This is a genomic window from Ornithinimicrobium faecis, assembly GCF_023923225.1.
In the GTDB taxonomy this organism is placed as follows: domain Bacteria; phylum Actinomycetota; class Actinomycetes; order Actinomycetales; family Dermatophilaceae; genus Ornithinicoccus; species Ornithinicoccus faecis.
Map to the genome: position 1 here is coordinate 4,506,165 of NZ_CP099489.1, position 12,928 is coordinate 4,519,092.

Consider the following 12,928-nt stretch of genomic DNA (forward strand, 5'->3'; position numbering starts at 1 on the left):
TCCCTCAGAGTCCGATGCCGAAGTTCCGGGCGTCCTGGCTGAGCCACACCACAAAGCCGATGCAGCCGAGGGCGCCCACGATCAGCACTCCGCCAGTGGACATCGGCGTCCCCTTCCCTCCACGCAACACCCTAGTGACGGTGGCTCAGGTGAGTTCCCGCACGCTGGCCTCGGGGCTGAGGTCGAGTCGGCGCAGGGTCTGGGCATTCAGCGCGACGATGACGGTGGACAGCGACATGAGCACGGCACCGACAGCCATCGGCATGACGAAGCCGACCGGTGCCAGGACGCCAGCGGCGAGCGGGACGGAGATCAGGTTGTAACCCGCTGCCCACCACAGGTTCTGCGTCATCTTGCGATAGGCGGCACGGGAGAGCTGGATGATCGACAGGACCGACCGCGGGTCATCACTGGCGAGGATCACGCCAGCGGAGGCGATGGCCACGTCGGTGCCGGCACCGATCGCGATGCCGACGTCTGCGCGGGCCAAAGCGGGGGCATCGTTGACGCCGTCGCCGACCATGGCCACGGTCCGACCGCGGTCCTGCAGCTCGGCGACCTTGTCGGCCTTGTGTTCTGGCCGCACCCCGGCAAACACCTCGTCGATCCCCAGGTCAGCGGCGACAGCGTGGGCCACTGGCTCGGCATCGCCGGTGATCATCACGACCTGCAGGCCCAGCTGGTGCAGGGCGTCCACGGCCTGGCGCGACTCCGGCCGGACCTCGTCGGAGACGGAGAGGGCACCGATGAGCTCACCGTCGCGGACGACGTGCAGCACCGTGGCCCCGTCTGCAGCCCACGGCTCGCTCTCCGGCAGCGCACTCAGGCCCTCCTCCTCGAGCAGGTAGGGGCCACCCACACGGACGGTGGAGCCGTTGACCGTGGCCGTCACACCGACGGCCGGTGAGGCACTGAAGTCCGTGGCTGCTGGCACCTCCAGGTCTTGGTCGCGGGCGGCGCGCACGATCGCCCGGGCCAGGGGGTGCTCACTGTCCGCCTCCGCAGCCGCAGCCAGGGAGAGCAACTCGGCTGTCGGCATACCGCCTGCGCCGTGCAGGGAACCGACGGCCGGCTCGCCACGGGTCAGGGTGCCGGTCTTGTCGAACAGGACCGTGTCGACCGCGCGCATCTGCTCCAGCGCCAGGCGGTCCTTGACCAGCACGCCGCCGCGGGCCGCACGCTCGGTGGTGATCGAGACCACCAGCGGGATCGCCAGCCCCAGGGCGTGGGGACAGGCTATGACCAGGACGGTGATGACGCGCTCCAGCGTGGTGCCCGGGTCGCTGATCAACAGCCACACGATCGCGGCGATGATCGCCGCCGCCAGGGCATACCAGAACAGCCAGGCAGCCGCCTTGTCGGCGAGACGCTGGGCACGGCTGGAGGACCCCTGCGCCTGCTCCACGAGTCGGCGGATGCCGGCGAGGGCCGTGTTGTCTCCCACGGCCGAGACCTGCACGCGGAGACCGGAGTCGGTGGCCACGGTGCCAGCCACCACCTGGTCACCCTCTGAGCGCCGCACGGCCGCCGACTCCCCGGTGATCATCGACTCGTCCATGGCAGCCGCCCCCTGGACCACGACCCCGTCGGCGGGGACTCGCCCACCGGGTCGCACCACGACCACGTCGTCCACGGCGAGGTCGGAGGGCGCCACCGTGACGGTCGTTCCACCCTCGACGCGCTCGGCCTCATCGGGCAGGAGCGCGGCCAGCGAGTCCAGCGCAGAGGAGGTCTGCGCCAGCGAGCGCATCTCGATCCAGTGACCGAGCAGCATTATCACGACCAGGAGCGCGAGCTCCCACCAGAACTCCAGCTCGTGGGAGATGAGCCCGAGGCTGGCCGCCAGGGAGGCGACGAAGGCCACCGTGATGGCCATGCCGATCAGCAGCATCATGCCGGGCTTGCGGGTGCGGATCTCCTCGATCGCGCCGGTGTAGAACGGCTTGCCACCCCAGACAAACATCACCGTGCCCAGGACTGGCGCGACCCAGCCGATCCCCGGCACGTCCGGCAGGTCATAGCCGAGCAGGTCGGCGAACATTGGGCTGGTCAGGACCGTTGGCACCGCGAGCGCGAGCATGATCCAGAACAGCCTGCGGAACATCGCGACGTGATCGCCGTGTCCGCTGTGGCCACCATGACCACCGTGACCGCCATGTTCGCTGTGGCCACCCTGTCCGGCAGGGCCTTCGTGACCGTCGTGCGTGCCGTGACCCTCGCGGCTTACGTCGTGGCCTGCGTGGTGGTCGTTGCTTGTCCCGGCGTGGCCCTTGTGGTCACCGTGGCCGTGCGCTCCCTGCGTCATCACTCGCTCCTTTTGTATACCCTAAGGGGGTATATGGAAGCGTAGCACCCACCTGCTATTCCGCCTGTCCACCGCGATGTCAGTGCTCGCCCCTAGCGTGACGACATGACTCTCACAGTGGGCATGATCACGACCGACACGACCGACGCCGAGGCGCTCGCCAGATGGTGGGCCGAGCAGACCGGGGCCGAGGTCGCCGAGACCAACGAGGGCTGGTTCGTGATCGTGCGAGGCGGCACCCTCCCGGTCTGGCTCGCCTTTCAGAAGGTCGAGGAGGTCACCCCCGGCAAGAACCGCCTGCACCTGGATCTGACCGCCAGCGGCGGTCTGGACACCGAGGTGGAGCGCCTCCTCGCCTCCGGGGCCACCCTGGTGGAACGACGCGGAGACGAGCACTTCCGCTGGGTGACGCTGGCCGATCCGCAGGGCAATCAGTTCTGCGTGTCCGGCCCCCACGCGCCGGCGCCCGAGACCTGACCGCCACCCGAAACTCAGTCGGCGGACCCAGTCTCGTCGTCATACAGTGCCGAGGACACCACGGCACAGGGACTTGGGGACTGCATGACGACCAGCACGACGTATGGCGAGCTCAGCGACGAGCAGCAGGCGGAGGCGCTGCGCCCTGTCGCGGCGGCGGCAGCCACCGCCTTCGGACTGGAGCCGCGCAGGCTGGACGTGCACCTGCACGCCTACAACACGACATACGCCGTCGAGACGGTCGTCGGGGAGAGGTTCGCACTGCGGGTCAACACCAGCTCCACCAGCCCGCGGCGCGAGATCGCCACCCAGCAGGCCTGGCAACTGGCCATTGCCGAGGAGACCCCGGTGCACGTGGCCACACCGCGGCGGACGACAGACGGCCAGTGGTGTGCCGCCGTCGACTCCGACGCCCTCGGGCGCGAGCTGCTGGTGACCTGCGCGAGCTGGCTCGAGGGACCCGACGTCGGCACGCCCTCTCCGCAGGTCGCCCACGAGCTCGGTCGGACGATGGCCCACCTGCACCGGCAAGCACGGTCGTGGCGCCTGCCGGACGGTGCGACGCTGCCGCTGTTCGACGAGCCCCTGTTCGGCGCACCGGATCACCTGGCGGTCGCCGATCTGGAGGCCGGACAGCGGGAGGTGCTCGGGCGGACCGCGTGCATCACAGCCGACGCCTTTGCCCGCGTCGGTGCCAGCGACCAGGTCATCGCCCTGCATGCCGACCTGCACGGCGGCAACCTCAAGTGGCGCGATGGCCGACTCGCAGTCTTCGACTTCGATGACTGCGGGCTGGGGGTGCCGACGCTGGACCTGGCGATCAGCACCTTCTATCTGCGCGGCGGCGCCCCGGGGTCAGAGGAAGCGCTGCGGGAGGGCTATGCGACGGTCGCCCCGCTCCCGGACGTCAGCCCAGAACACTTCGAGGCCATCATCGCCTCACGACAGCTGCTCCTGGCCAACGACATCGTCAAGAGCACGACCGCGCAGTTCCGCGAGATGGCCAGGACCTATCTGCCCACGGCCGTCGACCGGTTGCAGCACTGGCTCGAGACCGGGCACTTCACCCGGGAACTGCCCGGGAGCTGAGCCCCCGAACGACAGGTGGGGCGGTTCAGCGTCCCGACGGGGGCTCGTCGGTGGGTGTCTCGGCCGGCGCCTCGCCCCGGGCTGCCCTCGCGTGCTCCTGCTCGGCCGCCTCGAGCAGTTCCAGGAACTCACGCTCGTTGCGGATCCGCGCGCGGTGCTTCTCCGGCAGCGCCTTGATGGTCTTGATCTCCTCCTCGAGGGCGCCGTAACTCTTCTCCCGGGCGTCCGGGTCGCCCCAGTAGCCAATGTCGAGATACTGCGTCGCGTGCCGACGGGCGTTGCCGACGGCGTTCTTGGCCTTGCCGGCCGGGCTCACCAGGGAGGCGACCACCGTGATGACCAGGACACCGATGATGACGACCAGCGACATCCCCGTGCTGACCTCCACCACCGGCACGTGCTCGCCGTCGTTGATGAAGGGCAGGGTGTTCTCGGCCAGGGCGTGCAGGATCAGCTTGACGCCGATGAAGCCCAGGATGGCCGCCAGTCCGAAGGACAGGTAGATCAGGCGGTCCAGCAGCCCGTCGATCAGGAAGTAGAGCTGCCGCAGCCCCAGCAGGGAGAAAGCCGTCGCCGTGAACACGATGTAGGTGCTCTGCGTGAGGCCAAAGATCGCGGGGATCGAGTCGATAGCAAACAGGATGTCCGTGCCGCCGATGGCGAGCATGACCACCATCATCGGCGTCATCAGACGCTTGCCGTTCTCGACCGTGAACAGCTTGTCCTCGTCGTAGCCCTCGCTCGTGGGGATGACCTTGCGGATCAGCCGCACCACGAAGTTCTCGCCCTCTGAGTCCTCGTCGTCCGGCTTGAGCATGTTGCCCGCAGTGAGCAGCAGGATCAGACCGAAAACGTAGAAGACCCAGGCGAACCGGTCGATCGCGGCAGCCCCCAGGAAGATGAACACCGTGCGTGAGATCAGCGCAAAGACGATCCCGAACAGCAGCACCTTCTGCTGGTTGGCCCGCGGCACCGCGAAACTGCCCATGATGATGAGGAAGACAAACAGGTTGTCGACCGACAGGGCCTTCTCGGTGACGTAGCCGGCGAAGTACTCCGTCCCCGGGTCGCTGCCGGCAAACACCCAGACCCCGACACCGAACAGCAGGGCGATGCCGACATAGGCAGCCGACCAGATCGCGGACTCGCGCAGCGTCGGGATGTGCGCCTTGCGCACGTGGAAGAAGAAGTCGTAGGCGAGCAGGCCGATGATCCCCAGGAGGGTGAGGATCCAGACCGTGGTGGAGACCTGCATCAGCGGGCTTGAGCACTCAGTGGGGCGGGCAGCACCCCTTAAATCTATCGGTGACCGGCCCCGCGAGCGATATCAGCGCTCACCCGGCGGGCCCCAGATCAGTCGTCCTCCTGCTCGGTGGCCTCCCGGGCGCGGCGGCGCCAGCGGCTGCGCTCGGCGGTCATGGCACGCACGTCCCCGGTCGGGCCAAGATGGCTGAGCTTGTCGGGGTTGGTGATCGAGCGGATCGCCTGGATGTGCCCGTCCAGAATGTCCAGGACCCAGGTGCCGACGACCTTGCCCTCGGAGTCCCGCAGGATCGCTCCGGGCCAGCCGTTGAACTCACGCGGCTCCAGCGACGCACCGCTGGCGAGCAGCGGTGGGACGGTCGCCACCAGGATGCGGGCGGCTCGCTCGGCACCGAAGCGCCCTCCCTCGCCGCCACCCTTCCCGCCAGCGTCGTTCACCGTCTCGACATCGGCGGCCAGCAGACCCTGGAGGGCCTCGAGGTTGCCCTCTCGCAGGGCATCGAAGAACCTGTCCGCGAGGTCGAGCCGCTTGCGCCGGTCAACCTCGAAACGGGGCCGTCCGTCCCGCATGTGGCGACGGGCACGAGCCGCCAGCTGGCGGGCGGCGGGCTCGGACCGCTCGATCGTCTCGGCGATCTCAGCAAACCCAAAGTCGAAGACCTCACGCAGCACGAAGACAGCGCGCTCGAGAGGGCTGAGGCGCTCGAGCAGCAGCAGCGCCGCCATCGACACGGAGTCGGCGAGCTCCGCGGAGTCCGCGGGCTCGGCATACGGCTGGGTTTGCAGGGTGTCCGTGGGCAGCGGCTCGGGGAACCACGGGCCGACATAGGCCTCCCGCCGCACCCGGGCCGAGCGCAGGACGTCGATCGAGATCCTCGAGACCACGGTCGACAGATAGGCCTTCAACGACTCCGGCTCGGTGTCCGTCCCCGCGTAGCGCAACCACGTCTCCTGCACCGCATCCTCGGCCTCGCCCACGCTGCCCAGGATCCGATAGGAGATCGAGAACAGCAGTGGCCGCAGCTCCTCGAACCGCTGGGCGTCCATCACTTGCGCCCCGGTCTGCCGCCCGACAGTCGGGCCCTGCCTCCAGAAAGTCGTCTCCGCCATGCCCCTGAGACGAGGCGGCCCCCTGATCTGTGACATCGGCGGCGACTGTGACTTCGGCGGTGCCCGACACCGGATCCTGACCGCGGCCCGGTGTCACAGGGCTGGCCGTTGTCTCGTCCCAAGGTCGAGCCGCCGCAGGGGCGGCCCGTCGAAAGGAGAGAGCTGATGAACATCGCTCTGTGGATCGTAGCGGGGCTGCTCGCGACCGGCTATCTGATGGGCGGGACGGCGATGCTCGTGCTGCCCAAGGAGCGCTACTTCGCCCTGCACCCCAGCCAGGAGTACGTCGAACTCTTCCCGGCCGGCTTCATCACGGCCCTCGGCGGCGTGAAGATCCTGGGCGCGGTGGGGCTGATCCTGCCGGCGGTTCTGGGCATCGCTCCCGGTCTTGTGCCGTGGGCCGCCCTCGGTTTTGTCCTGCTCATGACCGGGGCGACGACGGTGCGGATCATCCGTCAGGAGTGGCCCAACGCCGTCGGCGACCTGGTGTTTCTTGCCTGCGCTGCCTTCGTGGCCTGGGGCCGGTTCGGGTCGGAGGCCTTCGTCGGCTAGGCGCCCTCAGGGGGTGATCAGCGTGGCCAGCGCGGCATCGGAGTCGGCCAGGGACTGCCGGTCGTATGTCGAGGCGAAGGCGATCACCTCGTCGGCACCAGTGCGGTGGACCAGTTCGGTGAGCTGCCGGCCGACCTCGGCGACGGTCCCGTGCACCGACTGGGCGACATGGTCCTCGATCTGGGCCTGCTGACGATCCGTGAGGTGCTGCGGTGCGTGGGAGCTCAGTGGTGGAAAGGCTCCGGTCGAGCGCGAGGTGACCATCGCCCAGGCCTCGGGCAGCATCAGCTCGCGCGCTCGCTGGGTGGTCTCGGCGACCATCACGTCGGCACTGACGATGAGATGGGGCTCCGGGCAGGATCGACTGGGACGGAAGCGATTCCGATAGTCGTTCAGCGGTGCGAGGTCACCCCGCAACACCGGGCCTCCCACAACCACCGGGAGGCCACGCTCTGCTGCCGTCGCGAGTCCGGATCCGGTGGCCAGCACGAAGATTGGCGGTGCTGGCACCCCTGCGGGCATCGCGGTGACTGGCCCGTCATCGGTCAGGAACGCCTCAAGATCCACGAGGTCCCGCGCGAAGTCCTCGGGCGTGTATCTCAGGACGTCCAGCGCCTCCCGCACGGGCGCGGTGAAACCGAGAGAACGGCCGACGCCCAGATCGATTCGCCCCGGGTGCAGGGCCTCCAGCATCCGCGCCTGCTCCGCGATGACCAGGGGCCGGTGGTTCGGCAACATCACACCGCCCGAGCCGACTCGGATCCGCTCGGTGCGCTCGGCGATGGCCGCCATCAGCAGCGGTGGGCTGCCGCTGGCGATCCCCGGCACGGCATGGTGCTCGGCCACCCAGAACCGGTGGAATCCCAGCACCTCGGCGCGGTCCGCCCGCTCGATCGTGTTGCGCAGCGCTGCCCCAGGGCTCTCTCCCTGACGGGTGCGCGACCGATCGAGCAGGGACAGCGGCACGCGCACAGTCGGCCCACTCGCCGAGCTGTCAGTTGCAGCGGTCATGATGTCCCCGACCGTACGCGGCTCTGTCGACGGGCGATGAGTCCCCCTCCTGGGGACAGTCCACATCGGCAGGGACACGAGTCCCACCACGGACCACGGAAGGACACCCAGTGGCTGATCTCCCGCTGACCTCGGACGAGTTGTGGGCGGCCGTCCACGCAGAGCGCGCCGCGCTCGCTGATGACCTGACCGGATTGACCCCGGAGCAATGGGCCACCCAATCTCTCTGCTCGCAGTGGTCCGTCCGGGAGGTCGTGGCCCACCTGACGGCCGCCGCGAGCACCTCGCGCCTGGCGTGGATCCGCAGCATCGTCGGCGCCCGCTTCCGCCCGGCAGTGCACAACCAGCGCCGCCTCGTGGAGCACCTCGGAGCCACGCCAGCCGAGACGCTGGAACGCTTCCGGGCCGTCGTGACCAGCACGGTCGCACCGTCGGGTCACACCGCCGCCTGGCTCGGCGAGGTCATCGTGCACGGCGCGGACATTCGCCGGCCTCTGGGCATCCCCCACGTTCCCGCTCCCCGTGCCGTGAGCGCCGTCGCCATCTTCTTTGCCGGGCAGGACTTTGCCGTGAACAGTCGCAGCGCGGTCAAGGGCTTGCGGTTGGAGTCCACGGACGGCGGCTTCACAACGGGTGCGGGACCGTTGGTCACGGGGCCAACCCTCGCCCTGGTGCTGGCCATGGTCGGGCGCGCCTCGGCATACGACGATCTCTCGGGTCCCGGTGTCCCCGAACTGATCCGGCGCTCGCAAGCTGACTGAGCCCCGGCGGTCCGATCACCGGCGGTCCGATCACTGCCCAACCCGGCCATCCACGCACTCTCGGAGCAGGTCCGCGTGTCCGGCGTGACGCGCATACTCATCGATCCGGTGCACGTGCAGCTCGCGCACGGCGATGCGGTCGCTCCCGACGCGCTCCCAAAGGTCGGGCAGTGCCGCCAGGGCGGCATCCGTCGCCAGTTGCTCACGCTCGAGATCGCGGTAGGCAGCATCCACCACTGCCGGATCACCCACTGCCCCATCAAAATCGGCGTCGTGTGGTCCATAGAGTTTGTCGAGCGATGGTCCCCCCAGCCAGGTGCGCCAGTCGCGCTCAGTCTCGGCGAGGTGCCGGAGCAGGCCCAGCAGCGACATGGTCGAGGGAGGCACGCTGCGCCGGGCGAGTTGTTCGGCGTCCAGGCCATCACATTTCATCAGCAGCGTGAGCCGATAGTCGCGCAACATGTCCAGCAGGGTCTCGAGCTCGCCATCCGGGCTGACCCCGTCGGTGTTGCGCGGATCGTGCGCCGGGTCGACCCACATGTCGGGATAGATGGTGGCCGGCGTCCAGCGCGAGGGCACATCGCTCATCTGTCCATCGTGCGGCGTGCGGTCTGTGGCTGCCACCGAATTAGGCGACGCGTGCTTCCCGTCGGAGGCCGCAAATCCGGGGTCAGGTCCGGCCGGCCGGCGACCCTGGCGGCTGTCGGTGCGTGGTGCCACAGTGGTTCTATGACGCAAAACCATCGCTCCCTGACAGCGCGGGAGTTCCAGGGTTCAGCGGGCGTCTCGGACTGGCGGGCTCTGGGGGTGGGGGCGTGCGCCTGGTTTGGCGCGACCTCACACGCGACGGGTGCCGCGCTGGTCCGCGGGGTTGTCGAGGCGGCGGCAGGGGCTGATGTCGCGATGCCTTTCATTGAATTGCGCTCCAGCGGCGTCCGGGTCCGTCTCGCGCCGGACAAGGGGAGCTTCAGCCAGGGCGATGTGACGCTGGCCCAGGAGATCTCGCGGGCTGCGGCCGACCTCGAGATGGTGTCCGACCCGGGTGTTCTCCAGGATGTGCAGCTGACCTTTGACACGCTGGATCAGGCCGCTGTCATGCCGTTCTGGCAGACGGCCCTGGGCTATGACCTGGTCGGCGAGGACGACCTGGTGGACCCGTTGCGGCGGCACCCGCCGATCTGGTTCCAAGACCAGGACGCACCGCGCCCACTGCGCAACCGGGTGCATCTTGACTCCGTGGCGCCGCAACCACGCGCGGCGGTTGCCCTGGAGTCGGTGCGAGCGGACGCCAGTTCGGTCAAGGAGCAGGGTTACTACGCCACGGTGGCGGACGCCGAGGGCAATGAGGTCGACCTGCTGCCGCTGCCTGAGGGTGCGGACCTCTGGGCCCCGTCAGCTGAGTCCGGCGGCAACCAGGCCGATCTGGAGGACTGGCGGCTCGTGTTCGCGGGGATGGCGTGCTATCCGGTCTCGTCCACACGCCAGGCGGTCGAGCTGGCCGAGGCTGTGGCTCGCCTGGCGGACGAGGCGGGACTGCCACTCGGAGTTGATCTGCGGCCCGGGGTCGTCGTCATCGACACGGGCAAGGACGTCCCGGATCAGGACGGCTATGAGCAGCTCGCCGTGCACGTGCAGGCCGCCGCGCGGGAGTTGGGGCTGACTGCCGATCCGTCGCTCGCTCGCTTCATCCAGGTCGGGATCGACGCGGTGGACATCGTGGCGGTGCGCGCCTTCTGGCGGGCTGTCCTTCGCTATGACGAGGACCCCCGCGACGGCGTCACTGACCTGTTCGATCCACGACGGCTCAACACTGTCGTCTTCTTCCAGCCGATGGACGAGTCCGACATGGAGCGTCGCGCGCAGCGCAACCGCATCCATGTCGACATCTTCCTGTCTGACGACCAGGCGCAGGAGCGCGTTGCCGCTGCTGTTGCGGCTGGCGGCACGGTCGTGCGGGAGGCCGCCACACCCCAGACATGGACCATCGCCGACCCGGAGGGCAACGAAGTCGACATCACCTTCTCTGTCGGGCGCGAGGAACTCTTCCGCGACATCGCAGCTGACTCCCGCGCCTGAATTACCCGCCCTGCTCGCTCAGCGCCGCCCGGACGTGACCTTCGTCGATCTGCTCGACACCAGCACCGAGAGCCAGTGTGAGCGCAGCCGTCGAGGACAGCAGGATCCGTCGCCGAATATCAGGAGCCACCTGGTATCCCCTGAACAGCACTGAGACCGCCTCCGGTGTCATGACGAGATCCAGTGCACCATCCTCCTCGTCGTGGCCCAAGATCCGTGCGACCCGACGCTGGAGCAGCGCCCGCACGTCACCGTCCACGGTGAGGTCGGGAATGCGCAACACGTGGTCAAAGAACGGCTGGGCACTCTGATACCCGGCGTCGCTCTCGTAAGTGGGGTGCACGGCGACGACGGCAGCGACCCCCAGGTCATCTGCCAACAGTCGCAACACTCGCCCGAAGAATGCGGCGCGCAACGTGCGGCTTGCTTCGACCTCCAACGCTCCGACCCAACGGTCGGTATCGTCCAGGAGCAGGACCGGCACGAGGTCGTGGTCACCCACGAGGCCGAGCAGCTGCAGCAGCTGATCCAAGACCTGGGTGCTCGCGCGCGCCTGGTCCTGAGCGAGTTGTGTCATCTCATACTGCAGCTGACCCGGCATCCACGCCGGTGTGCTGAGCCTTCCACCTGTGGCCCCAGGACATAGGACATGATCGAGGACTTTCCAGTCCCGGTGGCACCCACCATCGCCACGCGGCCACCACGCCGCAGCTCCGCATCGGGACTCCGCTCAACAGCACCGAGGCCGGACCTGGACTCCAGGTCATCGAGGGGTCGCTCATCTCCGACCCTAGGGCGAGGACCCCGGCTCAGCACGAGAGCGACGAGCGGCGCCGCAAGCGCGAACGCGTGGTGGACGAGAGTATGATCGTCGTATGGCGATAGCATCGGACAGAGTCGACGTTACATCCGCAGCCACCACTGCCGGCGACCTGATCTCGGCGGCAGCCCTGTTCCATGGGATGTCCGACCCTTCACGCCTCGCGATCCTCCAGCACCTGACGCTTGGAGAGCACCGCGTGCGAGACCTGACCGACCACCTCGGCCTGGCCCAATCAACGGTGAGTGCTCACCTGGCCTGCTTGCGGGACTGCGGACTGGTGACCTCACGGCCCCAGGGTCGCGCCTCCATGTTCTCTCTCAACAACGAGCCCGAGTTGATGAGCCTGCTGTCGGCGGCCGAAGTCCTGCTGGCGACGTCAGGCAACCGCGTCGCCCTGTGCCCGAACTTCGGGGTGGGGGCCACCGAAAGCCTGCCCCCGGAGCAACTGCGAGCGCACCCCGACTCCGATGCCCCATGAGCAGCCATGATCACGGGGCGGTGACCACTCACCGAGGGCGACTGGCGATCGCCTTCGCGATCACCGCGACCATCCTCGTCGCCGAGGTCATCGGTGCGTTCTGGACCGGCAGCCTGGCACTCCTGGTGGACGCGGGCCACATGCTGACCGACGCCGCGGGCCTGCTCATGGCCCTGGTCGCAGCATCCCTGGCTCTGCGGCCGCCGACTCCCGGGCGCACCTGGGGGTTCCGGCGCGCGGAGGTGCTTGCCGCCGGGGCGCAGGCGACGGTGCTGCTGGCCGTCGGGGCCTATGCCTTCATCGAGGGGATCCGCCGGCTCGACGATCCGCCGGAGGTCAGCTCCACCGGTCTGCTCGCCTTCGGCATCATCGGCCTGCTCGGCAACCTCGTGTCCATGTGGGTCCTCAGTGCAGGCCGCAGCGCCAACCTCAACATGCGGGCCGCCTTCCTCGAGGTGGTCAACGACGCCCTGGGCTCCGTCGCGGTGATCATCAGCGCCATCGTCATCGCGACCACCGGATGGACCCGCGTCGATGCCATCGCAGGGATGCTCATCGCCGCACTGATCGTGCCCCGAGCCATCACGGTGCTGCGCGAAGCCGGCAGCATCCTGCTGGAGTCCACTCCCAAGGGTCTCGACCTGGCGGCGGTGCGCACCCACCTCCTGGGGGTGCCGCACGTGCACGAGGTGCACGACCTGCACGCCTCGACCATCGCGACCGGCCTGCCCGTGCTGTCCGCGCACGTCGTCCTGGACGATGAGTGCTTCCGCGACGGCCACGCTGCCGAGATGTTGGGACAGCTCCAGGAGTGCGTCGCCGCGCACTTCGAGGTGAGTGTCGAGCACTCGACCTTCCAGCTTGAGCCTCCCGGCCACGCCGAGCGGGAGCACACGGCACACTCCTGACACCGACGAGCCACGTGATTGGGTCAGACACGAGACCGATCGAGACCCAGGCCAGACCAGACCGGCCGCGCGCAG

13 protein-coding genes are annotated in these 12,928 nt (G+C 68.6%); 7 read left to right on the top strand and 6 right to left on the bottom strand.

What is annotated here, in order from left to right:
* Positions 1-145 precede the first annotated feature (145 nt).
* On the bottom strand, positions 146-2,305 hold the full coding sequence (locus NF556_RS20785; RefSeq protein WP_252593218.1) for a heavy metal translocating P-type ATPase: 2,160 nt from the start codon (positions 2,303-2,305) through the stop codon (positions 146-148).
* A gap of 105 nt (positions 2,306-2,410) precedes the next feature.
* On the opposite strand from NF556_RS20785, the gene NF556_RS20790 reads away from it, so the two are divergent.
* Together NF556_RS20790 and NF556_RS20795 are read left to right on the top strand one after the other, a co-directional pair.
* The gene (locus tag NF556_RS20790) at positions 2,411-2,782 is read left to right on the top strand and encodes a VOC family protein (RefSeq protein WP_252593220.1); all 372 of its coding nucleotides are present in this window, start codon (positions 2,411-2,413) and stop codon (positions 2,780-2,782) included.
* 84 nt (positions 2,783-2,866) lie between these two features.
* On the top strand, positions 2,867-3,871 hold the full coding sequence (locus NF556_RS20795; RefSeq protein ID WP_252593222.1) for a phosphotransferase enzyme family protein: 1,005 nt from the start codon (positions 2,867-2,869) through the stop codon (positions 3,869-3,871).
* Between the two features lie 25 nt (positions 3,872-3,896).
* On the opposite strand, the gene NF556_RS20800 is transcribed toward NF556_RS20795, so the two are convergent.
* Complete coding sequence (locus tag NF556_RS20800; protein WP_252593224.1) at positions 3,897-5,126, bottom strand: TerC family protein; 1,230 nt, start codon at positions 5,124-5,126, stop codon at positions 3,897-3,899.
* Between the two features lie 98 nt (positions 5,127-5,224).
* Positions 5,225-6,244, bottom strand: coding sequence for an RNA polymerase sigma factor SigJ (sigJ, locus tag NF556_RS20805; RefSeq protein WP_252593226.1), 1,020 nt, complete (start codon positions 6,242-6,244; stop codon positions 5,225-5,227).
* Between the two features lie 165 nt (positions 6,245-6,409).
* Between sigJ and NF556_RS20810 the strand changes: the two genes are divergently transcribed.
* A complete protein-coding gene (locus NF556_RS20810; protein ID WP_252593227.1) occupies positions 6,410-6,796 on the top strand; it encodes a DoxX family protein in 387 nt (128 codons plus the stop codon).
* Between the two features lie 6 nt (positions 6,797-6,802).
* Here the strand turns inward: NF556_RS20810 and NF556_RS20815 are convergent, their stop codons facing one another.
* Positions 6,803-7,807, bottom strand: coding sequence for an MsnO8 family LLM class oxidoreductase (locus NF556_RS20815; protein ID WP_252593229.1), 1,005 nt, complete (start codon positions 7,805-7,807; stop codon positions 6,803-6,805).
* Positions 7,808-7,917: 110 nt separating this feature from the next.
* Between NF556_RS20815 and NF556_RS20820 the strand changes: the two genes are divergently transcribed.
* Positions 7,918-8,568: a maleylpyruvate isomerase family mycothiol-dependent enzyme gene (locus NF556_RS20820; RefSeq protein ID WP_252593231.1), complete on the top strand. Its 651-nt coding sequence runs from the start codon at positions 7,918-7,920 to the stop codon at positions 8,566-8,568.
* 30 nt (positions 8,569-8,598) lie between these two features.
* Here the strand turns inward: NF556_RS20820 and NF556_RS20825 are convergent, their stop codons facing one another.
* Positions 8,599-9,156, bottom strand: coding sequence for a mycothiol transferase (locus NF556_RS20825; protein ID WP_252593233.1), 558 nt, complete (start codon positions 9,154-9,156; stop codon positions 8,599-8,601).
* A gap of 141 nt (positions 9,157-9,297) precedes the next feature.
* Here NF556_RS20825 and NF556_RS20830 point away from each other — a divergent pair, with 141 nt between their 5' ends.
* Positions 9,298-10,644: a VOC family protein gene (locus NF556_RS20830; protein WP_252593235.1), complete on the top strand. Its 1,347-nt coding sequence runs from the start codon at positions 9,298-9,300 to the stop codon at positions 10,642-10,644.
* A gap of 1 nt (position 10,645) precedes the next feature.
* On the opposite strand, the gene NF556_RS20835 is transcribed toward NF556_RS20830, so the two are convergent.
* Complete coding sequence (locus tag NF556_RS20835) at positions 10,646-11,221, bottom strand: hypothetical protein (RefSeq protein WP_252593238.1); 576 nt, start codon at positions 11,219-11,221, stop codon at positions 10,646-10,648.
* A 298-nt stretch (positions 11,222-11,519) separates the two neighbouring features.
* Here NF556_RS20835 and NF556_RS20840 point away from each other — a divergent pair, with 298 nt between their 5' ends.
* Both NF556_RS20840 and NF556_RS20845 read left to right on the top strand, forming a co-directional pair.
* A complete protein-coding gene (locus tag NF556_RS20840; protein WP_256829708.1) occupies positions 11,520-11,945 on the top strand; it encodes an ArsR/SmtB family transcription factor in 426 nt (141 codons plus the stop codon).
* Positions 11,942-12,853, top strand: coding sequence for a cation diffusion facilitator family transporter (locus NF556_RS20845; RefSeq protein WP_252593240.1), 912 nt, complete (start codon positions 11,942-11,944; stop codon positions 12,851-12,853). Before NF556_RS20840 ends, NF556_RS20845 begins: the two co-directional genes overlap by 4 nt.
* Positions 12,854-12,928: the final 75 nt, after the last annotated feature.

Coding starts and splice junctions, on each gene's coding strand:
- NF556_RS20785 (WP_252593218.1), bottom strand. CDS start 2,305: ATGACGCAGGGAGCGCACGGCCACGGTGACCACAAGGGCCACGCCGGG.
- NF556_RS20790 (WP_252593220.1), top strand. CDS start 2,411: ATGACTCTCACAGTGGGCATGATCACGACCGACACGACCGACGCCGAG.
- NF556_RS20795 (WP_252593222.1), top strand. CDS start 2,867: ATGACGACCAGCACGACGTATGGCGAGCTCAGCGACGAGCAGCAGGCG.
- NF556_RS20800 (WP_252593224.1), bottom strand. CDS start 5,126: ATGCAGGTCTCCACCACGGTCTGGATCCTCACCCTCCTGGGGATCATC.
- sigJ (WP_252593226.1), bottom strand. CDS start 6,244: ATGGCGGAGACGACTTTCTGGAGGCAGGGCCCGACTGTCGGGCGGCAG.
- NF556_RS20810 (WP_252593227.1), top strand. CDS start 6,410: ATGAACATCGCTCTGTGGATCGTAGCGGGGCTGCTCGCGACCGGCTAT.
- NF556_RS20815 (WP_252593229.1), bottom strand. CDS start 7,807: ATGACCGCTGCAACTGACAGCTCGGCGAGTGGGCCGACTGTGCGCGTG.
- NF556_RS20825 (WP_252593233.1), bottom strand. CDS start 9,156: ATGAGCGATGTGCCCTCGCGCTGGACGCCGGCCACCATCTATCCCGAC.
- NF556_RS20830 (WP_252593235.1), top strand. CDS start 9,298: ATGACGCAAAACCATCGCTCCCTGACAGCGCGGGAGTTCCAGGGTTCA.
- NF556_RS20835 (WP_252593238.1), bottom strand. CDS start 11,221: ATGACACAACTCGCTCAGGACCAGGCGCGCGCGAGCACCCAGGTCTTG.
- NF556_RS20840 (WP_256829708.1), top strand. CDS start 11,520: ATGGCGATAGCATCGGACAGAGTCGACGTTACATCCGCAGCCACCACT.
- NF556_RS20845 (WP_252593240.1), top strand. CDS start 11,942: ATGAGCAGCCATGATCACGGGGCGGTGACCACTCACCGAGGGCGACTG.